The organism is Neisseria sp. P0008.S010, from assembly GCF_051962715.1.
GTDB lineage: Bacteria > Pseudomonadota > Gammaproteobacteria > Burkholderiales > Neisseriaceae > Neisseria > Neisseria elongata.
The window spans coordinates 1-23,011 of the sequence record NZ_JBQCVA010000012.1; the positions used below are offsets into that span (position 1 = coordinate 1).

Below are 23,011 nucleotides of genomic sequence, written 5' to 3' on the forward strand. Positions count from 1 at the left end.
GTTTGAATTCCCTGTTGCTTCTTTGGATTAGGTTTTCGTATTTCATTTGGAAATTGTAAATCTTCAGGATACTTTCGTAAGAGGTCTAATGAAGAACGCCTAGACGGCTATAACGGCTTTATGTTTGCACCGCATATTGATTGGCTGTTTGACAGAGGTTTCATCAGCTTCGATGAAGAAGGAAAAATCTTAATCAGCCCACAGCTGGATGATAAAAATTGGCAGGCATTAAACATTTCTCCTGATATACAGCTTAAAAAGCTACCCGAAAAAACAAAAGAGTATCTACAACACCATCGTGAAAATGTTTATATGCATGATTAAGACAGCAGATAATTTTATCTTAAAAGCTACCTGAAAAACCACCTGTACATTTTCAGGTAGCCCCACACCAAGGAAACCCACCATGCCCACCTCCAAACTCCTCCCGATTGCTCTAGCTCTCCTCCTCACCGCCTGCACCACTACCCAAATCGACCGCCAATCCAACATCACGCTACCTGAAAACTTCCAACACACCGGCCAGGCCGATTCCTCCCCCAAGTTAGCCCGCTGGTGGCAGCAATGGCCAGATCCCCAGCTCGGCCGCCTCATCGAACAAGGCCTGCAACACAACCACAGCATCGCCATTGCCCGCAGCCGCCTAGAAGAAGCCCGCGCCACCTCCCGCCTGGCCGAAGCCAACCTCCTGCCCAGCACCGGTCTCGCCGCCGATGCCAAAGGCTACCGCAACCACCGCCGCGACCCCTACCTCGGCAACGGCGGCAAGCTCACCTCCGCCAGCTTCCGCGCCGCCTGGGAGCCCGACATCTTCGGCCAGAAACGCAGCGATGCCGATGCCGCCCGCGCCGCCGCCCTCGGCAGCCAAGAGCAGCTCCACGGCAGCCGCCTGCTCGTCTCCGCCCAAATCGCCGAACACTACCTGCGCGCCGCCCACATCCAGCAGCAGCAAACCCTCGTTTCCCAACAGCTTGCCACCCTGCACGAACTGGCACGCTACGCCACCGGCCGCTTCAACGCCGGCCACGCCACCGCCCACGACACCACCGCCATTACCGCCCAAATCCAAGCCCTGCAAGCCCAATTCAACGCCCAGCAGCGCAGCATCGCCGTACTCATCGGCCAAACCCCGCAAACCTTCCGCCTCGATAGCAACGCCATGCGCCAAGCCGCCCTGCTGCAACACCTCCCCAGCCCGCCACAAGGCATCCGGCCCGGCAGCCTCCTCAACCAACGCCCCGACCTGCGCGCCCGCGCCGCCGAAATCCAAGCCCGCAGCGCCCAACTCGCCAGCGCCAAACAGCAAGTGCGCAACGACCGCCAACTCTTCTGCTACGGCCGCAAAACCCTCGACACCGCCCTGCAATCCCAGCTCGGCGCCCACAGCTTCAGCCAAAACCTGCTCGACAACCAACTCGCCTCCGGCCTCAACCTGCTCAACCTCTACAAAGCCATCGGCAGCGGCTGGCAGGAAATTCCCAACACACCATAAATAAAGAGTAGAATAAGTCAATTAGAATTTTTCGGGCAACCACATCTAGAGTAATAACTGTATAGTTAAAATTTAGAAACCAATAGCATTGTTTACAGTATTTCTAGGAGAATATTGAAACATGAACATGCATAAAAACACCCGCCTCACCCTGCACCACCGCCAAGCCATTTGGCTGGCCTACACACAAGAGAAGGAAAGCGTCACCTCCCCGGCCTACCGCTATACCGCAGTTTGAACAGCGATATGCCGTTTGAAGTCTTGCAGGCTTCATTCTCAACCTGTGGTATAAACAACACGATGATTTCCTACAGATAAACTTACAACAAAAACACACTTTCCCTCACGCTACGCCTTACCCTCTTCCCAATATCATCTAAAAGCAAATTATTACGATGTTGGCCATCTGGCTGCATTACTGATTTTTCTCCAACCTACCCATATCGAAAGTTAATATATCTGCCATAAATGCAAAATTCTTCGTGATTGCACCAAGTTTTCCTTTCAGACGGCCTATCATCAAAGCGTGTACAATCCCACCCCATTATGAGTGAAAAAAACTGTTTCCACTGCGGCCTGCCCGTTCCCGATGGTACCCATTTGCCGATTGTCTATGAACAGCGGGAAGAGCCTGCCTGCTGTGCCGGCTGTCAGGCTGTGGCGCAGGGTATTATTGATGCCGGACTGGGTAATTATTACAAGCAGCGAACTGCCGAAGCGGAACAGGCCGGGTTGCCTCCGCCCGAGATTCTGGCCCAACTGAAACTGTACGATCTGCCCGACGTGCAGCGCGAATTTGTCGAAACGCTGTCGGTAAACGAGCGTGAAGCATCGTTGATGCTGGGCGGCGTTACCTGTGCCGCCTGCGTCTGGCTGATTGAACAGCAGCTATTGCGGCAAAGCGGTATTCTGTCGGCCGAATTGAATTACAGCACGCTGAAGGCCCGCATTAAATGGGACGACAGCCGGGTAAAGCTCTCCGACATTTTGCTGAAAATCCGACAAACGGGTTATTCGGCCTCGCCTTACGACGCGCACAAGGCAGACGAATCGGCGCGGAAAGAACGTAAAAAAGCCATCGTCCGACTGGCCGTGGCCGGGATGTGCATGATGCAAACCATGATGTTTGCCCTGCCGACCTATCTGTATGACGATATCGAGCCGCAATTTCTCACTATTTTGCATTGGGGCGCATTTTTAATGGTGTTGCCCGTTATCTTTTTCGCTGCCGTCCCCTTTTATCGCGGCTGCCTGCGCGATCTGAAAAACCGCCGCCCCGGCATGGACACACCGATTGCGTTATCCATCTGGCTGGCTTTCGGTGCCGGCCTGTACGCCCTGTTGCGGAATGCAGGACAAGGAATGTATTTCGAGGGTTTGGCCATGCTGGTATTCCTGCTTTCGCTGGGGCGTTTTATGGAGCAGTCCGCACGGCGCAAAGCAGGGGATGCGGCGGAAAGGCTGGTCAAACTCGTACCTGCCTTCTGTCGCAAACTGCCAAACTATCCTGACGACGAAACGGCTGAAGAAGCCGCCGTGGTGCAGCTTCAACACGGCGACGTTCTGCTGGTGAGAGCGGGCGAAGTGATACCTGCCGACGGCTGCATCCTGTTAGGCGAAAGCGAGGCCGACGAAGCCATGCTGACCGGTGAAAACCTGCCTGTACCCAAACAGCCGGGCGACAAAGTTACCGCCGGCACGCTCAACACCGCCGGCCCGCTCATCATCCGTGCAGACGGCGTGGGCGGCGATACGCGTTTGGCGCACATCGTCAAACTGCTCGACAAAGCCTTATCGCAAAAACCGCGTTTGGCCGTTTTGGCCGACCAATACGCCTCGCGCTTCGTGTTCGGTATGATTGCCTTCTCACTGCCCGTCTTCATCGGCTGGTGGTGGTATAGCGACATCCATCAGGCATTATGGATTACCGTTTCACTACTGGTCATTACCTGCCCGTGCGCCCTATCTCTCGCCACGCCCACCGCCCTGGCCGCATCTACGGGCAAACTGGCCGCGCAAGGCGTATTGGTGGCCGGCCCGCAGGCTTTGGAAACTTTGGCCGTTGCCACCGATGCCGTATTCGACAAAACCGGCACGCTGACGGAAGGCCGTCTGAAAGTCAAACAAACCATCTGCCTAGGCAGCCTGACAGAACAACAGGCGGCACAAATCGCACAAACGCTCGAAGCCCAATCCGAACACCCGATTGCCCGCGCCATCGCCGCCCTGCCCTTTTCAGACGGCATCCATATCGAGACCGGACAAAGGCTGAACCGCGTCGGCCACGGTGTCAGCGCGATGCTGACCATCAACGGTCAAACCGACCTCTGGCTGCTGGGCAAACCCGAATACGTCGCCGAAACCGCCGGCAACCTGCCCGATACCGTTACCGAGGCAAAACATGCGGGCACACTCATCACCCTCGGCAACCGACACGGTTTTGAAGCCGTTTTCCTGCTTGAAGACCAAACCAAATCCGGCATCCTGCAAATGGTTGCCGAATTGAAACAACAAGGTTTAACCGTCCACCTCCTCAGCGGAGACCGCCAAGCCGCCGTGCAATCGCTGGCGCAGAACCTGCGTCTAAACGCATTCCGCGCCGAAGCCGTGCCGGAAGACAAACTGGCCTATGTCGAAACCCTGCAACGGCAGGGCAAGAAAGTGCTGATGGTGGGCGACGGCATCAACGACGCACCCGTTTTAGCCGCTGCCGACGTATCCGTTGCCGTGTCGGGCGGGGCCGACGTTGCCCGAGCGGGTGCAGACATCGTATTGCTGAACGACGACATGGCCGTGATTCCGCAAGCGGTAAACCAAGCCAAACGCACCGCCACGATTATCCGTCAGAATCTGATTTGGGCAGCCGCATACAATCTGATCGCCGTCCCGCTGGCCGCAGCAGGATTCGTTACCCCCTGGCTGGCCGCATTAGGCATGAGCGGCAGCTCCCTGCTGGTATTAGCCAATGCGCTGCGCTTAAGGAAACATGGCAAACCGGTTTAATTTCCGATTTGATTTCCGACTGTGCCGCATCAAAAGCTGAAGGCCGTCTGAAAACACGCATGGCGGATTCGCAGCAAGCAGGTGCGTCATTGTCCTCCTTGCCCGAATGCAAGCTAATCCGCCACCAATCCAAATCAAAAAACAGTGAAACCAAAAATATGGGGCTGACAATCGTCAGCCCCATTATGAATCCGGTTTGAAACCCGATTATTTATTTACAATATTTCGCTACTTCTTGATTGAAACGCTGAATCAATGCTTCACGCTTGTCGGTACGCGCATTTTGCGCAAAAGACAAATTCATCTGTGCGGTTTTACAGTTTGCTTCTGCTATCTGCTTATTCTGCTCTTCAACTTCTTTGTTGCGTTTTTCAGCTTCTTTATTTTGTTGCGCAATTTGTTCATTCACCTTGGCCTGCTGATCTGCCAAAGATGGGGTTGCATTCGGATCACCCACAGTTGTAACGGAAGCAGGCTGAACGGTCGAATTCACCGGCGGCGTTACTTTATTGGTACGGATATTGATAGTGGTACTGGCTGTCGGTTTCAGTTGATAAGGAACATCGGAATAAGTGTTTACCCCGCTTTTTTCCCTCCAACGGTAAACCTCCGAGGAAGCTGCGGAAACACTGCCCGACACCAACAAGCTGCCCAACAACAAAACTTTGGCAATTTGAGTAATGTGCATAATTCGACTCTCTCTTTTGTATCGGTATGAATAGGTAAGATTGTACTGTATTTACCCTTATGCCGCCATGTTATCGTCTGAACTGCCGCCAAATCTGTTGGGGAGGCGCGGCAAATTTGATACAATGGCGTGCATCTTGCACAAACTGAAAGTTGAAAGCATCATGCGCATCGTAGAAAAAGCCTACACCTTCGACGACGTTCTGCTCGTTCCCGCCCATTCCCAAGTGCTGCCGCGCGACGTTTCCCTTAAAACCAGACTCACCCGCCAAATCACCCTCAACCTCCCCCTGCTTTCCGCCGCTATGGATACCGTAACCGAAGCCCGTCTGGCCATTTCGATGGCTCAGGAAGGCGGCTTGGGCATCATCCATAAAAATATGTCCCCCGACATGCAGGCTAAAGCCGTAGCCAAGGTAAAACGCCATGAAAGCGGCGTGGTCAAAGACCCCGTTACCGTCGCACCCAACGTCCTTATCCGCGAACTTTTGGAACTACGCGCGCAACGCAAACGCAAAATGTCCGGCCTGCCGGTCGTGGAAAACGGCAAAGTGGTCGGCATCGTAACCAACCGCGACCTGCGTTTCGAAACCCGCCTCGACCTGCCGGTTTCCGCCATCATGACCCCGCGCGAACGCCTGGTTACCGTGGCCGAAGGCGCAAGCATCGAAGAAGCGCGCGAACTGATGCACCAGCACAAAGTCGAACGTGTTTTGGTTTTGAACGCCAACGACGAACTCAAAGGCCTGATTACGGTTAAAGACATCATCAAAACCACCGAATTCCCCAATGCCAACAAAGATGCCGAAGGCCGTTTGCGCGTCGGCGCGGCAGTCGGCACGGGGGCGGACACGGAAGAGCGCGTCAGAGCGTTGGTAGCCGCAGGCGTGGACGTAATTGTGGTCGATACCGCGCACGGCCACAGCCGGGGCGTACTCGACCGCGTGAAATGGGTGAAGGAAAACTTTCCCGAAGTACAGGTTATCGGCGGCAATATCGCCACCGCGCAGGCGGCGCGCGATTTGGTTGCCGCCGGTGCGGACGCAGTGAAAGTCGGCATCGGCCCGGGTTCGATTTGCACCACCCGCATCGTCGCAGGCGTGGGTGTGCCGCAACTGACGGCAATTCACAACGTTGCCGAAGCCTTGAAAGGCACGGGTGTACCGTTGATTGCCGACGGCGGCATCCGCTTCTCGGGCGACATCGCCAAGGCCTTGGCAGCCGGCGCGTCGTGCGTGATGCTGGGCGGCATGTTTGCCGGCACGGAAGAAGCCCCGGGCGAAATCGAACTCTACCAAGGCCGTTCGTACAAATCTTACCGCGGCATGGGTTCGCTGGGTGCAATGAGCCAAGGCTCTTCCGACCGCTATTTCCAAGACAAACAGGAAAGCGCCGACAAATATGTGCCGGAAGGCATCGAGGGCCGCGTCCCCTACAAAGGCCCGATTGTAAACATCATCCACCAGCTCACCGGCGGACTGCGTTCCAGCATGGGCTATCTGGGCTGCGCCAATATTGCCGAAATGCACGAAAAAGCGGAATTTGTAGAAATCACCTCCGCTGGCATGAGCGAATCCCACGTTCACGATGTTCAAATTACCAAAGAAGCGCCGAACTATCACCGCTAAGGTAAAGTGAAAAAAGGTCGTCTGAAAAGCTTTTCAGACGACCTTACTTACAAAAAAATTACAAATCGTTATTCCACTTCAACTGGCTTGCCTTGCTTATCAATATAAAAGAATTCATCCTCACTATAATCTTCGTCTTTAAACATATTCTTCATATTAACAAGTGCCACACCATTTTGAAAATCATTAAAAGTGCCAAATTTGAATGGTATGACCACTTTGCCGGTTTTATCTAAATAGCCGATTTTGCCGTTTAATTTTGCACCAATCAAACCCTCACTCAATGAACCCATAAATTCATATTTAAAGGGGATAACCACCTTTCCCTTTTTATCAATATAACCGTATTTATCATTTTGTGAAACCATTGCCATACCATCCTCAAAATTAGAAGCACTTGAATATCGGGCAGGAATTACCCACTTATTTTCCTTATCAATATAGCCCCATTTATCAAGAATCTGAACAGCAGCCAAACCTTCATTAAAATAAAAAGCTTCTTCATATTTTGGTGGAATAACCATCTCACCTTTTGTATTGATATAGCCATATTTATTTGTATCAGCAGTGACAACAGCAGCCAGTCCTTCACTGAATGGATCGGCTTTAACATATTGGAATGGAATGACAACTTTGCCATTTTTGTCAATAAAGCCCCATTTGCCTTTTTGTTTGACAGGAGCAATACCTTGTTCAAAATCACCAGGCAAGTCTTGAAATTTTAAAGGAATAACTTCTTTACCACTAGCATTGATATAACCGCATAAAACCTGATCCGATTTTCCTACTATTTTACAAACTGCTGCCAATCCTTCAGAAAAATCGCGAGCAGCGTAATATTTGAGTGGAACAACAACCTTCCCTTGCCGATTGACAAAACCATTCAAAAAAGGACTCTTCTTGTTACCCGGCTTCACAACCATAGACAAACCTTCTTCATTAAGGCAAGAAACCGTGCTGTAACCTTCTCTACCGGTCAATTTTGGTGCTTCGCAGGTATCCGCCAGTGCAACAGGCATATACACTGATGCAATGAAAGCGCCTAAAAATATTTTCTTCATACATTAACCTTGTTGAAAATGATGTCTAAATTTTATAAAAAACCATATGACCTGTCCATATTCAAAAACAGTTAATATACTTAAGATATTTTCAGACGACCTTTCCACCTAAAACAAAGCATTTGCAGCAAGTTACCCTGCCCTAAAATCTCAAAATTTGTTAAAATGCAGAGCCGTTTCGGCATATCTTGCTTCTTATGCAAACCGATGTTGACGTGAAATAAACTTACAGTCGGTTTCATCGCAATTTTGGTATCGCTATCGGTATAATCGCCGCCGACCGACCACACGGTCTTAGAGGCCGTCTGAAAACATCATCCATCCCTATCGACCACAAAAGGAAGAAAACATGAGCGCCATCATCGACATCTTCGCCCGCGAGATTTTGGATTCGCGCGGCAACCCCACCGTAGAATGCGACGTGCTGCTGGAAAGCGGCGTGATGGGTCGCGCGGCCGTGCCCAGCGGCGCGTCCACAGGCCAAAAAGAAGCCCTGGAACTGCGCGACGGCGACAAAGCCCGCTATCTGGGCAAAGGCGTATTGAAAGCGGTCGAACACGTAAACAACGAAATCGCCCAAGCCCTGATCGGCATCGACGCTTCCGAACAAAGCTACATCGACAAAGTGATGATCGAACTGGACGGCACCGACAACAAAGGCCGTTTGGGCGCAAATGCCACCCTGGCCGTTTCCATGGCCGTCGCCCGCGCCGCAGCCGAAGATGCTGGACTGCCGCTCTACCGCTACCTGGGCGGTGCCGGACAAATGGCCATGCCCGTACCGATGATGAACGTCATCAACGGCGGCGCGCACGCCAACAACAGCCTGGACATCCAGGAATTCATGATTATGCCCGTCGGCGCGCCGACCTTCCGCGAAGCCCTGCGTTGCGGCGCGGAAGTTTTCCACGCCCTGAAAAAACTGTGCGATGCCAAAGGCTTCCCCACCACAGTCGGCGACGAAGGCGGTTTCGCACCCAACCTGAACAGCCACGAAGAAGCCTTGAAACTGATGCAGCAGGCCGTTGCCGACGCGGGCTACAAAACCGGCGAAGACGTACTGTTCGCCTTAGACTGCGCCTCCAGCGAATTCTACAAAGACGGCAAATATCATTTGTCCGCCGAAGGCAAAGCCCTGAGCAGCGCGGAATTTGCCGACTACCTGGCCGACCTGGCCGCCCGCTACCCCATCGTCTCCATTGAAGACGGTATGGACGAAAACGACTGGGAAGGCTGGAAACTACTGACGCAAAAACTCGGCGGCACAGTCCAACTAGTGGGCGACGACCTGTTTGTCACCAACCCAAAAATCCTGGCCGAAGGCATAGAGGCGGGCATCGCCAACGCCCTGCTGGTCAAAGTGAACCAAATCGGCACGTTGAGCGAAACCCTCAAAGCGGTCGAACTGGCCAAACGTAACCGCTACACCAGCGTGATGAGCCACCGTTCCGGCGAAACCGAAGACAGCACCATCGCCGATTTGGCCGTCGCCACCAACTGCATGCAGATTAAAACCGGCTCGCTCTCCCGCTCCGACCGCATGGCCAAATACAACCAGCTTCTCCGCATCGAAGAAGAACTGGGCGAAGCGGCCTACTATCCGGGCAAGGCCGCATTTTACCAACTGAAAAAATAAGGCCGAAACATGAAGTGGGTAACTTTGGTGCTCGTGTCCGCCATCGCCCTTTTCCAATACCAACTGTGGATAGGGAAAGGCAGCTATCACGACGTGGTCGTTACAGACGGCAAAATAGCGGCACAACAGGCCACGAACGCGAATTTGCAGCTGCGTAACAACGCCCTGAGTGCCGAAGTTGCCGACCTGACCGACGGCAGCGAGGCCATCACCGAAATCGCCCGCGTCGATTTGGGCTATATCGAACAAGGCGAAACCTACTACCGCCTGATCAAACGGAACGATTAAGGCTTCCCGCCCGCCCGTTCCTTCAACAAAGGCCGTCTGAAAACCCGCAAACAAGGTTTTCAGACGGCCTCAATCCATATTTTCAGACGGCCTAACTTTGTTTATCATCTGCTTTCCATTTCCCGACCAACATCAGGAGGACACCATGCAGGACACCGCCGCCTACGTCCGCGCCCAAGCCGCCGCCGCGCGCAACGCCTATTACGCCGTATCCGCCGCCGACACCTCGGCCAAAAATGCCGCCCTGCTCCGCACGGCCGAACTACTGGACAAACACTGCACCGCAATCTTGGCCGCCAACCGCCAGGACATGGAAAACGCCGAAGCAAAAGGACTGGACGCCGCCATGCTCGACCGCCTGCAACTTTCCGACGCGGGTATAGACAACATCTGCGAAGGCCTGCGCCAGATTGCCGCCCTGCCCGACCCCGTGGGCGAAATGGACGAATTCCGCACCCGCCCGAACGGCCTTCAAATCGGCAAAATGCGCGTACCGCTCGGCGTCATCGGCATCATCTACGAATCGCGGCCGAACGTAACCGCCGATGCCGCCGCCCTGTGCCTGAAATCCGGCAACGCCTGCGTCCTGCGCGGCGGCAGTGAAGCCGTCAACAGCAACAGCGCGATTGCCAAACTGTTCCGTCAAGCCCTGCACGAAAACGGCCTGCCCGCCGATGCCGTCTGTTTTATCGAAGACACCGCCCGCGAAGGCGTGGGTGCGATGCTGCAAAACCCCGATTTAATCGACGTCATCATCCCGCGCGGCGGCAAATCGCTGGTAGCGAGGATTGCCGCCGAAGCCCGCGTGCCGGTCATCAAACATTTGGACGGCATCTGCCACGTCTATCTGGACGAATTTGCCGACCCCGAAAAAGCCGTCTCCATCGCCTTCAACGCCAAAACCTCGCGCTACGGCACCTGCAACACCATGGAAACCCTGCTGGTCCACACCGCCCGTGCCGCCGAACTCCTGCCGCCGCTGGCGGAAAAATACCGCGGAAAAGGCGTGGAACTGCGCGGCTGCCCGCAAACGCTGTCCATACTGCCCGACATTCAGACGGCCTCCGACGAAGACTGGGACACCGAATACCTCGCCCCCGTGCTTGCCGTCAAAATCGTCGGCAGCCTTGAAGAAGCCGTCGCCCACATCAACCGCCACGGCAGCGGCCACACCGACAGCATCGTAACCGAACACCTCGGCCGTGCCCGAACCTTCCTGCGTGCCGTCGATTCCGCCAGCGTGATGGTAAACGCCTCCACCCGTTTTGCCGACGGCTTCGAATACGGCCTCGGCGCGGAAATCGGCATTTCCACCGACAAAATCCACGTCCGCGGCCCCGTCGGCCTGCACGGCCTGACCTCGCAAAAATGGATCGTGCTCGGCAACGGCCAAATCCGCACCTAACCCCTGCAAGGCCGTCTGAAAAACAATTTTCAGACGGCCTCCCAACCGCAAAACCACATACGGCAAACACATGGCGAACCAACGGGAAAAGCGCGTCAAACCGTCCAACAAACACCACAGCCAGCCCTTTTGGCAGGCCGACAAACCCTACCTGCACGACTGCCAGATTACCGACGGCGGTTTCCGCGCCCTCGGCTACATCATGTCCTTCCTTGCCGGCGCAATCAACGCCGGCGGTTTCTTCGCCGTCCAAAGCTACACCTCGCACATCACCGGTTCGATGTCGGGCGCGGCAGACGCGGCCTATCTGGGCGACTGGCACGGCTTCTTCTCCGCCATGTCGTGCGTAGTCGCCTTCCTAATCGGCTCCGCACATTCCAGTTGGACGATACTGTGGGCGAAACGCCAACGCTTCCGTAGCAGCTACGGCCTGTCGATGTGGCTGGAAAGCCTCTACCTGCTCGCCTTCGGCCTTTTGGGCGTGGCCTTGTCGCACTACGGCCGCATCCTCCTGCCGCCCACCGTGCTGCTGCTGTGCTTCATCATGGGGATGCACAACACCGTCATGACCGTACTCTCAGGCGGCGTCATCCGCTCCACCCACATGACCGGCACCGTAACCGACCTGGGCATCGAATTGGGCAAAGTGCTGTATTACCGCCGCAGCAAAAACCCGAAACTGCCCGATATCGCTGTCAACCGCCCGAAAATGCGCCTGCTGCTGGCACTTTTGGCCGCCTTCATTTTAGGCGGCGTAGTCGGCGCGTGGGGCTACCACCGGCTCGGTTACCACTTCACCTTCCCCGTGGCCGCCCTACTGTTCTGGTTCGGTGCCGGATCGGTCGGCTACGACGCCAAACTGCGCTGGCGAATATACTGGCGGCAGAAAAAACGGCTTAAACGGTAGGCAGGGCGTAATATCAAGTTAAGGCCGTCTGAAACACCGCACAATCGGCTATAGTTTCCGTATTTCCACACCCGACAGAAAGGACAATCATGAAACTGTTCAACACGATTACTGTCATCACCGTTTCCTCCGCCCTGATGCTCGGCGGCTGCATCACCTACCCCGACGGCACACAGAAAACCAGCAAAACCGCCATGTACGGACTCGGCGGCGCGGCGGCCTGCGGCATCATCGGCGCACTGACCCACGGCGGCAAAGGCGCGCGCAACTCCGCCCTGGCCTGCGGCGCGGTCGGCGCGGGCATCGGCGGCTACATGGACTATCAAGAGAAAAAACTGCGCGAAAGCCTGGCCAACACCGGCGTGGATGTGGAACGCAACGGCAACCAAATCAAACTGGTGATGCCTGAAAACGTTACCTTCCCCACCAACAGCTCCACGCTGAACGCCAACGCACAAAACGCCTTGGCCGCCGCCGCGCAAACCCTGACCCAATACCCCGACACCACGCTGACCGTCAACGGCCATACCGACAACACCGGCTCCGACGCCATCAACGATCCGTTGTCGCAACGCCGCGCCCAAGCCGTCGCTTCCTACCTGCAATCACGCGGCGTGAGTGCTTCCCGCATGAACATCTTCGGCCACGGCTCGCGTCAGCCGATTGCCTCCAACGCCACCGTTGAAGGCCGCGCGCAAAACCGCCGTGTCGAAATCTTAATCAATCCGGACCAAAATGCCGTGCGTGCCGCACAACAGCAACTGCGTTGATTAAGTTCATTTGCCGCATGACAAAAGGCCGTCTGAAAACAACTTTCAGACGGCCTCATTTTATGCAGGGACATCAACCGTTGCCTGCGGGTTTTATATCCATAGATTTGCAATTTGCCGCATCGTTATCCTGCCGCTACCGAAAAAATTGATTTCATCGTTCACCCTGCTGCATAACATAGATAATTAAAAGGAAAAAACAACAGGCCGTCTGAAAAGGGTTTTAAACTTTTCAGACGGCCTTCCGCTATTTCACCTATTTCACCCACCAAGTCTGCAACGCCCAAGATGCCGCCTGATAGTATTTCGGCGGACGGGCGGGGATGCCCAGCGTACGGCGGTAAATGATGCGGTAGCGGTCGCTGTACCAGTTGGGGACGACGATATATTGGTGGCGCAATACGCGATCGAGGGTGCGGGCGGCGGTAACCAGTTCGCGGCGGTCGGAGAAGTGTTCAAACCGTTTTAGCAGTTGTTCGACGGCAGGGTCGCACACGCCCGCGTAGTTGCCGCTGCCTTTGGTTTGGGCGGCGGCACAGCCGAAATAGTCGATTTGTTCGTTGCCCGGGCTTTGGCTGTTGGAGTAAGTAGCCATAATGATGTCGTAGTCGAAATCGGCCAGCCGCTTTTGATAAAGGGAGGCATCGACGGTGCGCAGGTTGAGGGTGATGCCGATTTTGGCCAGGTCGCGCTGCCATTTGCCCGCCACGCGCTCGAAGGTTTTGCTGTTGGTCAGATATTCCAACACCAGCGGCCTGCCCTGCTTGTCGGTCAGCACGCCGTTTTGATAACGGTAGCCGGCCTCCAGCAGCAGGCTGCGGGCTTTCAGCAAATTCGGCCGGATGCCGAGCGCGGGGTCGCTCTGCGGCGGCATCGGCACGGGTTGGCGGAATACGGCGGCAGACAGGCGGCCGGACAACGGGGTCAGCAAGGCGAGTTCGGCGGCATCGGGCAGGCTGGAGGCGGCCATTTCGCTGTTGGTAAAGAAACTGGGGCTGCGGCGGTAGGCACCGTACATCATGCGGCTGTTGACGTTTTCAAAATCGAAACTCAAAACCAGGGCTTGCCGCACCCTGATGTCTTTCAATGCCGCACGGCGTTGGTTCAGGACGAAACCCTGCATACCGACGGTGTTGCTGTGCGGCAGTTCGGCCTTTTCCAGCCCGCGCTTTTGCAGGATGTCGGCCGGATAGGCGCGCGCCCACGAACGGGCGGCGGTTTCCTGCGTGAAGTCGAAATCGCCCGCCTTCACGCCTTCAATCCGCATGGTCGGGTCGCGCAGGTAGCGGAAGCGCACGGTGTCGAAGTTGTACATGCCGCGCCGCGAGGGCAACTCGCGCGCCCAATAGTTTTTGTCGCGGGCAAACTCGCTCAGGCGGCCGGAATCGGTTTTTACCAAACGGTAGGGGCCGGAACCGATGGGGGCGGTGTTGCCGCCCTTTTCCAAACCCTGCGGGTAACTTTTGCGCGAAAACACGGGAAGCTGGCCCAAAATCATGTGCAGTTCGGCATTGCGTTTTTTGAAGCGGAAGCGGACGGTTCGGTTGTCGGGCGTTTCCACCGCCGCCACGTCCGCCCAATAGAATTTCCAACGCGGTTGCGCGGCTTTGTCCTGCGTCAGCAGTTTGAACGAGGCGGCCACGTCTTCGGCCAGCACCGGATCGCCGTTGTGGAAACGCGCTTTCGGATTGAGCCGGAAGGTAACGGAGAGGCCGTCTGAAGCCAGCGAAATATCTTGCGCCAACAAGCCGTACATGGCGAAAGGATCGTCGCCGCCCTCCGTCATCAGCGTATCCACCGTCAGCATCGCAACGCCCGACTCCGCCGAACCTTTCAAGGTAAACGGGTTCAGCGTATCGAAACTCCCCTGCACAGGCAGGGTGAAACTGCCGCCCTTGGGCGCGTTCGGATTCACATAGCCGAAATGTTTGAAACCTTCGGCATACAGCGGCGGCTGCCCCAAACCGGCCGCATAACCGGCAACGGCGGGACGGACGGCGGCCGACAACAGGACGGCGGCGCAAAAGGCGGAAACGGCGGACGGCTTCATGCGGATACCTTGCATGCAGAAAAAGGAAAGCCGCATTGTAACCCGTTTTCAGACGGCCTTTTCCACCGCCGCGCAAACTCGGCTATAATCGCGGCTATTTTCATCTCCCAACCAAGGACTATCGACATGGGCTTCCTGCAAGGCAAAAAAATCCTGATTACCGGCATGATCTCCGAACGCTCCATCGCCTACGGCATCGCCAAAGCCTGCCGCGAACAAGGCGCGGAACTGGCATTCACCTATGTGGTGGACAAACTCGAAGAGCGCGTACGCAAAATGGCCGAAGAACTCGGCTCGCAACTGGTATTCCGCTGCGACGTACAAAGCGATACCGAAATCGAGCAACTGTTTACCGACCTGGGCAAAAGCTGGGACGGCCTCGACGGCCTGGTACACGCCATCGCCTTCGCCCCGCGCGAAGCACTCAACGGCGACTTCCTCGACAGCATCAGCCGCGAAGCCTTCAACACCGCGCACGACGTTTCCGCCTACAGCCTGCCCGCGCTGGTGAAAGCCGCCCGCCCGATGATGAAAGGCCGCAATTCCGCCGTCGTCGCCCTCTCCTACCTCGGTGCGGTGCGCGCCATTCCGAACTACAACGTCATGGGTTTAGCCAAAGCCAGCCTCGAAGCCGCCATCCGCTTCACCGCCTCCTCGGTCGGCCGCGACGGCATCCGCTGCAACGGCATCTCCGCCGGTCCGATTAAGACACTGGCCGCCTCAGGCATCGCCGATTTTAGCAAACTGCTCAAACACGTCGCCGACCAAAACCCGCTCGGCCGCAACGTAACCATCGAAGAAGTCGGCAACGCCGCCGCCTTCCTGCTGTCCGACCTCGCCTCCGGCATCACCGGCGAAATCACCTATGTGGACGGCGGTTACAGCATCAACGCCCTGAGCGAAGTCTGATTCCCGCACATCAGGCCGTCTGAAAAACAGCGCAGGCACGGAATTTTCCGGCCTGCGCTGCTTTTCATATGCAAAAATATCAGAAAAACACCGTATATTGCACAAAACAACCGCAAATCACGCAAAAATAACAATAACGGCATACCTCCCCTACACTGCCGCCCTTTTTCGATTTTTATCCCGATAACGATTACGAAAGGACAACACATGTCAATCAAACAAGAATTCAAAGATTTCATCATGCGCGGCAACGTCGTCGACCTCGCAGTCGGTATGGTGGTCGGCACAGCCTTCTCAGGCATCGTCAAATCACTGGTAGACGACGTCATCATGCCCCCCATCGGCCTGCTGATCGGCGGCGTGGACTTTTCCAACCTGTTCCTCACTTTGAAAAACGGCGCAAACGCCCCGGCAGACGGCTATGCCTCACTGGCTGCCGCACAAGCGGGCGGCGCGGTTACCCTGAACCTCGGCCTGTTCATCAACAGCATCATCAGCTTCCTCATCATCGCCTCCGCCATCTTCATGGTGGTCAAAGCCCTGAATACTTTGAAAAAACAGGAAGCCCCGGCAGAAGAAGCACCGGCCGAACCAAGCGAAGAAGTATTGCTGCTGCGCGAAATCCGCGATTCGTTGAAAAAATAATCCCCACGCATATAAAAGGCCGTCTGAAAACATTTCAGACGGCCCTAACATAAGCATCCTACTTCGTATTTAAAGAATCTCAACAATATCAGCCATAAACTTTAAAACAGGCAATGCGTTCGATACCGCACAACCTTCTTAATTTATTTAAAAATCTAAATACATATGTATAATCCTAACCCATGAGCGTAACTACCATTTTCAAAGCACTTTCCAACGAACACTGCCTGCAAATCCTTCTGTGGTTAAAAAATCCCAGCGATATTTTGCTCCCGAACGACTCTCTGGCCTAGGTTAAACCAGCATGGTCGGTGGTGTATGCGTCAATGCCATCGTAGAAAAAATTGGGTTGACTCAACCTGTGGTTTCTACCTATCTTACTGTATTGAAAGATGCAGGACTCATCCGAACCGAACGTGCCGGAAAATGGACTTACTGCTTCTATCAACCCGAGAGCATGGCTGAATTTTCCTCTTATTTAAATAGTAATTTTTAGCCAGTTCTTTTTCGACAAACATATTTAAGAAATTAAATATTTAGATTTAAAGTTGCCAATATGAAAAAAATACTAATCATCGTCGCCCACCCTAATCTCTCCCAATCTATGGCCAACCGCACTTGGATCGAGGCCTTTGCCACCCACTCCGACCGCTATACCGTGCATGACCTCTATGCCACCTATCCCGACGGCAACATCGACGTTGCCGCCGAGCAGGCTCTGATTGAAGCGCACGGCAGTGTAATTTTTCAGTTTCCCGTGTACTGGTTTTCCAGTCCACCGCTGCTGAAACAATGGTTCGATTCCGTATTCACGCATGGTTGGGCATTCGGCTCATCCGCTACCGCCTTCAAAGGCCGCAAAATAGGTTTGGCCGTATCGCACGGCACACCCGAAACTGATTACTCCTACACTGGAAAAGTCGGCCATACACTTACCGAAACGCTGATTCCGTTTGAAAACATCGCCCGCTATGTCGGTGCGGAATACCTGCCGCCCTTCACATTCCATGCACTGGAATTTTTTACCGAAGAGGAAAGACAGGCGAATCATGGCGAAATGGTGGGACAGGCCGAACAGGCGGCAGCCGATTTGCTGGCGCATTTGGAGAAATATGCCTGAAAAATACTCGGTCAAATATAGACAAGGCTGCCTGGAAAATCGGGCAGCCTTTTGTTTACATCAGCAGACCGTCTGAAACATGCTTTCAGACGGCCTCTCTGTCGGGAAACCTCAAGGATAGGCGATATAGGCGTAAGCCGAGTGGTTGTGGATGCTTTCGAAATTTTCGCTTTCCACCGTAAAGGATTCTATCCTGTCGTCGCCGCGCAGGGCGACGGCCACGTCGCGCACCATGTCTTCGACGAATTTCGGGTTTTCATAGGCGCGTTCGGTTACGTATTTTTCGTCGGGACGTTTCAAGAGGCCGTAAAGTTGGCAGGAGGCTTGGTTTTCGACAATGTCGATAACCTCTTCCACCGATACGTTTTCGCGGCACACCAGCGATACGGTAACGTGCGAACGCTGGTTGTGCGCGCCGTATTGCGAAATTTCCTTCGAGCACGGGCAGAGCGAGGTAACGGGTACCAGCACTTTGAGGCTGTGGCGGTATCCGCCGCCGGCCACTTCGCCGCAGAGGGTAACGTCGTAATCCAACAGCGAGCGGATGCCCGACACGGGTGCGGTTTTCTGGCGGAAAAACGGAAACGCGATACTGATTTTGCCCGCGTCGGAATCCAGCAGCTCCAACATGCGCTGGGTGAGGTCTTTCAGTTCGCCGTAATCGAGTTCGCGGCGGCGGTCTTCCATCAGGGCGACGAAGCGCGACATGTGCGTGCCTTTTTGTTCTGCGGGCAGGCGGACGGTCATGGTGAGCCGGGCGACGGTAGACTGGGTGCCGGAAGCGGTGGTGATTTGCAGGGGGAAGCGGAGGTCTTTGATGCCGACTTGGTTAATCGGCATGTTGCGTAAATCTTTACTGCTCTGCACATCGGCGATGGCGTTCATGCGTTGTTATTCCTTAAAGGGCGTGCGTGTTTGAGAAATGCGCGAGTATATATCCGCAGCCGCGTGGCGGCAATGCGGATTGGGAATGTCTATTGTTTGATAGCCGTTTGAGGTCGTCTGAAAACCGCTTTCGGACGGCTTTGGCGTGTTGCCGCCGTTTTTCAGACGGCCTACAATCCCGCTTCCCGTCAAACCATCGGAAGACAGAGATGAAATACCGTTTCGACACCCAAGCCATCCACACCGCCTACAACCCCGACGAACACAACCGCGCCATCATGCCGCCGATTTATCAGAATTCGATGTTCGCCATGAAGGAAATCGGCGAACAGATTCCCTTCCGCTACGCCCGTTTGAGCAATCCGACGCGCAAGGTGCTGGAAGACACGGTGGCCGCGCTGGAACACGGCGCGGCGGGCTTTGCCTTCGGCAGCGGCATGGCAGGCATAGACTGCGTGTTCCGCACTTTTTTGCGGCCGGGCGACACCGTCGTCGCCGTCTGCGACATCTACGGCGGCAGCTATGATTTGCTGACCGAAGTTTACGCGCCTTGGGGGGTGAACGTCGTGTTTGCCGATTTGACCGACCCCGCCAACCTCGACCGCGCGTTGGCGGAAAATCAAAACGTGAAGCTCGTTTGGCTGGAAACGCCGTCCAACCCGCTTTTGCGGCTGGTGGACATCGCCGCGCTGGCGGCCAAAGCCAAAGCGGCAGGCGCACTGGCCGGCATAGACAATACTTTTGCCACGCCCTATCTGCAACAGCCGCTGGACATGGGCTGCGACATCGTTTTCCATTCGGCCACCAAATATTTGTGCGGCCACTCGGACGTTTTGATGGGCGTGGTCGTCGTGAAGGACGAGAAGCTGGCCAAACCCATGCAAAACATGATGGTGAATACCGGCGGCGTGGCCGGCCCCATGGATTGCGCGCTGGTGTTGCGCGGAATTAAAACCCTTGCCCTGCGGATGCGGCGGCACTGCGAAAACGCGCTGGAAATCGCCCGCCGCCTGGAAAACCACCCCGCCGTGGAAAAAGTGTTCTACCCCGGCCTGCCGTCGCACGAACATCACGCGCTGGCGCAACGGCAGATGGCCAAAGGCTGCGGCGGCGTGGTCACACTGTATCTGAAAAACGACAGCCGCGAAGCCGCAAACAGCGTAATTAAAAACATGAAGCTGGTTACGATGGCTTCCAGCCTGGGCGGCGTGGAAAGTTTGGTGAACCACTGTTACAGCCAGTCGCACAGCGGCGTACCGCATGACGTGAAGATGCAGCTCGGCATCAAGGTCGGCCTGCTGCGTTTCTCCATCGGTATTGAAGACGTGGAAGATATTTGGGCGGATATTTCATCCGCATTGGATACCACGCTGTAAAGGCTTGCAGGCCGTCTGAAAAAACTTTGGGGCTGACGTAGATTAGCCCTAAATTCCACACCAAACCCGCAAGATTTTAAGCTGTTGAGACGGTGTGCCGAAGTTAAACCGAAATTCGCATTCTTTCAAGAACAGCGGGAAAGATTTGCGATCGATTCCGTTGTATTTTCGCAAGACGCGTTTTGCCTGATTCCAAAAATTCTCAATGCCGTTAATGTGGTTCTGACGGTCGGCAAATTCCTTGGAATGGTTGATACGGTAATGGATGAAACCGCTCACGTCCAACTTGTCGTAGCTGCTCAGGCTATCCGTGTAAACAATGCTGTCCGGCATGATTTTCTGTTTGATAACAGTCATCAAAGTATCAGACTTGGCATTATCTACGACCACGGTATAGACCCGTCCGTTGCGTTTCAGAATGCCGAAGACAACCACTTTTCCTGCCGCACCGCGACCACGTCTGCCTTTACGCCGTCCGCCGAAATAGCTTTCGTTCAGCTCGACAGGGCCCTCAAAAACCTCATCGGCAGCCAAGGCCAAATGATGGCTGATAACCATACGGATTTTGCGGTAGAACAGAATGGCGGAGTTGGGCTGAATGCCCAAAATATCGGCAGCGGAACGGGCGGTAACTTGGAGTACAAAAAATTCAAGTAGTTTCTTTTGAACTCTCTTGCTTAATTTACAATTGGTTATCTGCATTTTTGTAGCCCAGCATAACTGCTAATCTACGTCAGCCCCAAAACTTTTCCGTTTTTCAGACGGCCTGCCGTTTTATAGGAAGCCGCCCGATGTGCGCGAATGGCTGCGAAGGAAGCCGCTGCCCGCTGCTGCCGATGACGCACCGGCAGCACGTTTTCTTTACCGTCAGCATGTTGGTGATGTACGGCTGCCTGCTGTGGATACTGCCGATATACCTGAGCGACAAATACAAACGCTTCAAATAACCAAAGGCCGTCTGAAAACCCGAAATACGGTTTCAGACGGCCTTTCCGTTTCCTTCAACTGCGGATTACCAAATATCCGATTTAATTTTCCGCTTCAGGCTCGGATGTTCGGACAGCTTGAATTCCGGGTCTTTGCCCATTCTGAGTTTGGCCGAATAATCTTTCAGCAACAGGAACACCAGCGGCGACAGCAGCAGGATGGCAACCAAGTTGATTAACGCCATCGTGGTCATGGTCAAGTCCGCCATATCCCACACCAGCGGCACTTCGGCCACCGCGCCGAAATACACCATGCCCAACACGGCCATACGGAAGATGGCAATCGTCAGCCAATGGTTGTTGATGAACTGCATGTTCGATTCCGCATAGGCGTAGTTGCCGATGATGGTGGAGAAGGCGAACATGAACAGGATGGCGGTCAGGAAATCCGCACCCCAGTTGCCAACCTGGCTGACAATCGCGGTCTGCGTCAGTTCCACGCCGCTCAAGGTTTCATAAGGCGCACCTGAAGCAAGCACGATAAACGCGGTGCAGGAACAAACGATGATGGTATCGACGAACACGCCCAGCATCTGAATCATGCCCTGCGACACCGGGTGCTTCACATCGGCTGCGGCGGCGGCGTTCGGAGCGGAACCCTGTCCGGCCTCGTTGGAATACAGACCGCGCTTGATGCCGTTGAGCATGGTTTGCGAAATCAGGCCGCCGAGCAGGCCGCCTCCGGCCGCGTCAAAACGGAAGGCATTGCCGAAAATCTGGCCGAACACGGCCGGCACGGCACTGATATTCATCGCCATGACATACAACGCCATCAGCAGGTACAAAACCGCCATAATCGGTACCAGCCCTTCGGCAATGCGCGACACGCGGCGGATGCCGCCGAAAATAATCGGCGCGGAAAGGATGACCAAGGCAACGCCGACCGCATCTCTATCCCAGCTCCACGACCCTTTGGCCGCCACCGCGATGGTATTGGACTGCACGGCGTTATAAACCAAACCGAAGCAGAAAATCAGGCTGACGGAAAACAGCACCGCCATCCAGTTCTGCCCTAAGCCCTGACGGATGTAATAAGCAGGGCCGCCGCGGAAGTGGCCGCTTTTGTGGTCGCGGACTTTGAAAAGCTGCGCCAGAGATGACTCGGCAAAGGCCGAGCTCATACCGATGACGGCAGTTACCCACATCCAAAACACCGCACCCGGCCCGCCCAAATGAATGGCGATGGCCACACCGGCGATATTGCCCACGCCCACGCGGCTGGCCAATCCGGTAACAAAAGCCTGAAACGGCGTGATGCCGTGCGGATCATCGACCGCCTTGCGTCCGCCCAGCATCTCGCGGATGCTGCGGCCGAACAGGCGGATTTGGACAAAGCCGGTAGCCAAAGTAAAAAACAGCCCCGTACCCAACAGCAGGAAAATCAGATAAACGCCCAATTCGCCGTTAATCTTATTGACCCATTCATGTATCGTCTCAATCATAAATTCCGAACTCCTAAGTAGAACCGGCCGTCGCCCATGCGGCGGACATACGGCGGAAAAGGCGCGATTGTAATATACCGCAAAGAAATTGAGAAAACTTTACATTGCAACCGCAGGCCGTCTGAAACATCCCCGCCCTTCAGACGGCCTGCGGCTGCCAAACCGAGGATACGCCTGTGTTTACCGTCCAACGCATCTATGCCTTCCATCCCGAATCCGGCCTTTGCGCCGTCTTCATCGACCGCCTCTACCCGCGCGGCATCACCAAAGAAACATTCGCCGCCGTCGAATGGCTGAAAGACATCGCCCCCGGCACCGCCCTGCGCCGTTTCTATCATGAAAATCCGGAGGAAAACTTCGCCGCCTTCGCCTCCCGCTACTATGAAGAACTGAACGGTGCAGAAACGAAGCAGGCCGTTTCACGGCTGCTCGAACTGGAAAAAGCGCACGGCGAAGTCCGCCTACTGACCGCCGTCCGCCATCCGGAACAGTCACACGTTTCCGTATTGGCGGACTTCCTCGGCGAAACCTTCGTTTACCTCGATAAAACAGACGGTGCCTAGCGTCTTCGGCAACTGCCGTTTTCCGCCCACTTTCACTCAAAGCGACATTTTCCGTGCTAAAAATTCTCACAAAATATCCGGCCCGACTGCGGTTTCCGCCTCGAATTTGCCTCTCTTAGGTCAAAAACCCGCATGGAAAAGTAATTATCGACAGACCC

At 55.0% G+C, this 23,011-nt stretch carries 22 protein-coding genes and 1 pseudogene; 17 read left to right on the forward strand and 6 right to left on the reverse strand.

What is annotated here, in order from left to right; all coding sequences use genetic code 11:
* Positions 1 to 39: 39 nt before the first annotated feature.
* From ACTHSL_RS04780 to ACTHSL_RS04795, 4 genes and pseudogenes are all read left to right on the forward strand, one after another.
* Positions 40 to 324, forward strand: a complete 285-nt coding sequence (locus ACTHSL_RS04780) for a hypothetical protein (RefSeq protein ID WP_440380571.1) — start codon at positions 40 to 42, stop codon at positions 322 to 324.
* 82 nt (positions 325 to 406) lie between these two features.
* Positions 407 to 1,492, forward strand: coding sequence for a TolC family protein (locus tag ACTHSL_RS04785; RefSeq protein ID WP_440380536.1), 1,086 nt, complete (start codon positions 407 to 409; stop codon positions 1,490 to 1,492).
* Between the two features lie 121 nt (positions 1,493 to 1,613).
* Positions 1,614 to 1,718 (forward strand): annotated as a pseudogene (locus ACTHSL_RS04790) (IS481 family transposase); the annotation flags it as partial.
* 320 nt (positions 1,719 to 2,038) lie between these two features.
* Entirely contained in the window at positions 2,039 to 4,495 is a 2,457-nt protein-coding gene (locus ACTHSL_RS04795) for a heavy metal translocating P-type ATPase (RefSeq protein ID WP_440380537.1), read from the forward strand.
* Between the two features lie 211 nt (positions 4,496 to 4,706).
* Here the strand turns inward: ACTHSL_RS04795 and ACTHSL_RS04800 are convergent, their stop codons facing one another.
* Positions 4,707 to 5,183: a DUF4124 domain-containing protein gene (locus tag ACTHSL_RS04800; protein ID WP_440380538.1), complete on the reverse strand. Its 477-nt coding sequence runs from the start codon at positions 5,181 to 5,183 to the stop codon at positions 4,707 to 4,709.
* 163 nt (positions 5,184 to 5,346) lie between these two features.
* Between ACTHSL_RS04800 and guaB the strand changes: the two genes are divergently transcribed.
* Positions 5,347 to 6,810: an IMP dehydrogenase gene (gene guaB, locus ACTHSL_RS04805; RefSeq protein ID WP_440380572.1), complete on the forward strand. Its 1,464-nt coding sequence runs from the start codon at positions 5,347 to 5,349 to the stop codon at positions 6,808 to 6,810.
* Positions 6,811 to 6,878: 68 nt separating this feature from the next.
* Here guaB and ACTHSL_RS04810 read toward each other — a convergent pair whose 3' ends face one another.
* Positions 6,879 to 7,871: a WG repeat-containing protein gene (locus tag ACTHSL_RS04810; protein WP_440380539.1), complete on the reverse strand. Its 993-nt coding sequence runs from the start codon at positions 7,869 to 7,871 to the stop codon at positions 6,879 to 6,881.
* 349 nt (positions 7,872 to 8,220) lie between these two features.
* Here ACTHSL_RS04810 and eno point away from each other — a divergent pair, with 349 nt between their 5' ends.
* From eno to ACTHSL_RS04835, 5 genes are all read left to right on the forward strand, one after another.
* Entirely contained in the window at positions 8,221 to 9,507 is a 1,287-nt protein-coding gene (eno, locus tag ACTHSL_RS04815; RefSeq protein ID WP_440380540.1) for a phosphopyruvate hydratase, read from the forward strand.
* Between the two features lie 9 nt (positions 9,508 to 9,516).
* A complete protein-coding gene (gene ftsB / locus ACTHSL_RS04820) occupies positions 9,517 to 9,795 on the forward strand; it encodes a cell division protein FtsB (protein ID WP_214037878.1) in 279 nt (92 codons plus the stop codon).
* A 106-nt stretch (positions 9,796 to 9,901) separates the two neighbouring features.
* Positions 9,902 to 11,200: a glutamate-5-semialdehyde dehydrogenase gene (locus tag ACTHSL_RS04825; protein WP_440380573.1), complete on the forward strand. Its 1,299-nt coding sequence runs from the start codon at positions 9,902 to 9,904 to the stop codon at positions 11,198 to 11,200.
* A 70-nt stretch (positions 11,201 to 11,270) separates the two neighbouring features.
* Positions 11,271 to 12,107 (forward strand): YoaK family protein, encoded by an 837-nt coding sequence (locus tag ACTHSL_RS04830; protein WP_440380541.1) that lies wholly within the window; start codon positions 11,271 to 11,273, stop codon positions 12,105 to 12,107.
* 89 nt (positions 12,108 to 12,196) lie between these two features.
* Positions 12,197 to 12,877, forward strand: coding sequence for an OmpA family protein (locus tag ACTHSL_RS04835; RefSeq protein ID WP_049248890.1), 681 nt, complete (start codon positions 12,197 to 12,199; stop codon positions 12,875 to 12,877).
* 256 nt (positions 12,878 to 13,133) lie between these two features.
* Here the strand turns inward: ACTHSL_RS04835 and ACTHSL_RS04840 are convergent, their stop codons facing one another.
* Complete coding sequence (locus ACTHSL_RS04840; protein WP_440380542.1) at positions 13,134 to 14,927, reverse strand: extracellular solute-binding protein; 1,794 nt, start codon at positions 14,925 to 14,927, stop codon at positions 13,134 to 13,136.
* Positions 14,928 to 15,053: 126 nt separating this feature from the next.
* On the opposite strand from ACTHSL_RS04840, the gene fabI reads away from it, so the two are divergent.
* The 4 genes from fabI (at position 15,054) to ACTHSL_RS04860 (ending at position 17,601) form a co-directional block, all read left to right on the forward strand.
* A complete protein-coding gene (gene fabI, locus ACTHSL_RS04845) occupies positions 15,054 to 15,836 on the forward strand; it encodes an enoyl-ACP reductase FabI (RefSeq protein WP_440380543.1) in 783 nt (260 codons plus the stop codon).
* 207 nt (positions 15,837 to 16,043) lie between these two features.
* Positions 16,044 to 16,481, forward strand: coding sequence for a large conductance mechanosensitive channel protein MscL (mscL, locus tag ACTHSL_RS04850; protein WP_003772950.1), 438 nt, complete (start codon positions 16,044 to 16,046; stop codon positions 16,479 to 16,481).
* Positions 16,482 to 16,785: 304 nt separating this feature from the next.
* Positions 16,786 to 16,977 carry an ArsR/SmtB family transcription factor gene (locus ACTHSL_RS04855; protein WP_440380544.1) on the forward strand — a complete coding sequence of 64 codons (192 nt, stop codon included), beginning with the start codon at positions 16,786 to 16,788 and terminating at the stop codon, positions 16,975 to 16,977.
* A gap of 60 nt (positions 16,978 to 17,037) precedes the next feature.
* Positions 17,038 to 17,601, forward strand: coding sequence for an NAD(P)H-dependent oxidoreductase (locus ACTHSL_RS04860; RefSeq protein WP_440380545.1), 564 nt, complete (start codon positions 17,038 to 17,040; stop codon positions 17,599 to 17,601).
* A gap of 111 nt (positions 17,602 to 17,712) precedes the next feature.
* Here the strand turns inward: ACTHSL_RS04860 and folE2 are convergent, their stop codons facing one another.
* Entirely contained in the window at positions 17,713 to 18,486 is a 774-nt protein-coding gene (folE2, locus tag ACTHSL_RS04865; RefSeq protein WP_049250380.1) for a GTP cyclohydrolase FolE2, read from the reverse strand.
* 209 nt (positions 18,487 to 18,695) lie between these two features.
* On the opposite strand from folE2, the gene ACTHSL_RS04870 reads away from it, so the two are divergent.
* A complete protein-coding gene (locus ACTHSL_RS04870; RefSeq protein ID WP_107885726.1) occupies positions 18,696 to 19,862 on the forward strand; it encodes a trans-sulfuration enzyme family protein in 1,167 nt (388 codons plus the stop codon).
* A gap of 48 nt (positions 19,863 to 19,910) precedes the next feature.
* On the opposite strand, the gene ACTHSL_RS04875 is transcribed toward ACTHSL_RS04870, so the two are convergent.
* The gene (locus tag ACTHSL_RS04875) at positions 19,911 to 20,564 is read right to left on the reverse strand and encodes an IS1595 family transposase (RefSeq protein ID WP_440380546.1); all 654 of its coding nucleotides are present in this window, start codon (positions 20,562 to 20,564) and stop codon (positions 19,911 to 19,913) included.
* A gap of 89 nt (positions 20,565 to 20,653) precedes the next feature.
* On the opposite strand from ACTHSL_RS04875, the gene ACTHSL_RS04880 reads away from it, so the two are divergent.
* Complete coding sequence (locus ACTHSL_RS04880) at positions 20,654 to 20,809, forward strand: hypothetical protein (protein WP_214037884.1); 156 nt, start codon at positions 20,654 to 20,656, stop codon at positions 20,807 to 20,809.
* A 65-nt stretch (positions 20,810 to 20,874) separates the two neighbouring features.
* Here ACTHSL_RS04880 and ACTHSL_RS04885 read toward each other — a convergent pair whose 3' ends face one another.
* Positions 20,875 to 22,290 (reverse strand): alanine/glycine:cation symporter family protein, encoded by a 1,416-nt coding sequence (locus tag ACTHSL_RS04885; protein ID WP_440380547.1) that lies wholly within the window; start codon positions 22,288 to 22,290, stop codon positions 20,875 to 20,877.
* Between the two features lie 176 nt (positions 22,291 to 22,466).
* On the opposite strand from ACTHSL_RS04885, the gene ACTHSL_RS04890 reads away from it, so the two are divergent.
* Positions 22,467 to 22,853 carry a DUF488 domain-containing protein gene (locus tag ACTHSL_RS04890; protein ID WP_440380548.1) on the forward strand — a complete coding sequence of 129 codons (387 nt, stop codon included), beginning with the start codon at positions 22,467 to 22,469 and terminating at the stop codon, positions 22,851 to 22,853.
* Positions 22,854 to 23,011 lie beyond the last annotated feature (158 nt).

Bases quoted from the DNA above. Each gene is read 5' to 3' on its own strand.
- ACTHSL_RS04785 (WP_440380536.1), top strand. From the start codon at position 407: ATGCCCACCTCCAAACTCCTCCCGATTGCTCTAGCTCTCCTCCTCACC.
- ACTHSL_RS04795 (WP_440380537.1), top strand. From the start codon at position 2,039: ATGAGTGAAAAAAACTGTTTCCACTGCGGCCTGCCCGTTCCCGATGGT.
- ACTHSL_RS04800 (WP_440380538.1), bottom strand. From the start codon at position 5,183: ATGCACATTACTCAAATTGCCAAAGTTTTGTTGTTGGGCAGCTTGTTG.
- guaB (WP_440380572.1), top strand. From the start codon at position 5,347: ATGCGCATCGTAGAAAAAGCCTACACCTTCGACGACGTTCTGCTCGTT.
- ACTHSL_RS04810 (WP_440380539.1), bottom strand. From the start codon at position 7,871: ATGAAGAAAATATTTTTAGGCGCTTTCATTGCATCAGTGTATATGCCT.
- eno (WP_440380540.1), top strand. From the start codon at position 8,221: ATGAGCGCCATCATCGACATCTTCGCCCGCGAGATTTTGGATTCGCGC.
- ftsB (WP_214037878.1), top strand. From the start codon at position 9,517: ATGAAGTGGGTAACTTTGGTGCTCGTGTCCGCCATCGCCCTTTTCCAA.
- ACTHSL_RS04830 (WP_440380541.1), top strand. From the start codon at position 11,271: ATGGCGAACCAACGGGAAAAGCGCGTCAAACCGTCCAACAAACACCAC.
- ACTHSL_RS04835 (WP_049248890.1), top strand. From the start codon at position 12,197: ATGAAACTGTTCAACACGATTACTGTCATCACCGTTTCCTCCGCCCTG.
- ACTHSL_RS04840 (WP_440380542.1), bottom strand. From the start codon at position 14,927: ATGAAGCCGTCCGCCGTTTCCGCCTTTTGCGCCGCCGTCCTGTTGTCG.
- fabI (WP_440380543.1), top strand. From the start codon at position 15,054: ATGGGCTTCCTGCAAGGCAAAAAAATCCTGATTACCGGCATGATCTCC.
- mscL (WP_003772950.1), top strand. From the start codon at position 16,044: ATGTCAATCAAACAAGAATTCAAAGATTTCATCATGCGCGGCAACGTC.
- ACTHSL_RS04855 (WP_440380544.1), top strand. From the start codon at position 16,786: ATGGTCGGTGGTGTATGCGTCAATGCCATCGTAGAAAAAATTGGGTTG.
- ACTHSL_RS04860 (WP_440380545.1), top strand. From the start codon at position 17,038: ATGAAAAAAATACTAATCATCGTCGCCCACCCTAATCTCTCCCAATCT.
- folE2 (WP_049250380.1), bottom strand. From the start codon at position 18,486: ATGAACGCCATCGCCGATGTGCAGAGCAGTAAAGATTTACGCAACATG.
- ACTHSL_RS04870 (WP_107885726.1), top strand. From the start codon at position 18,696: ATGAAATACCGTTTCGACACCCAAGCCATCCACACCGCCTACAACCCC.
- ACTHSL_RS04875 (WP_440380546.1), bottom strand. From the start codon at position 20,564: ATGCAGATAACCAATTGTAAATTAAGCAAGAGAGTTCAAAAGAAACTA.
- ACTHSL_RS04880 (WP_214037884.1), top strand. From the start codon at position 20,654: ATGTGCGCGAATGGCTGCGAAGGAAGCCGCTGCCCGCTGCTGCCGATG.
- ACTHSL_RS04885 (WP_440380547.1), bottom strand. From the start codon at position 22,290: ATGATTGAGACGATACATGAATGGGTCAATAAGATTAACGGCGAATTG.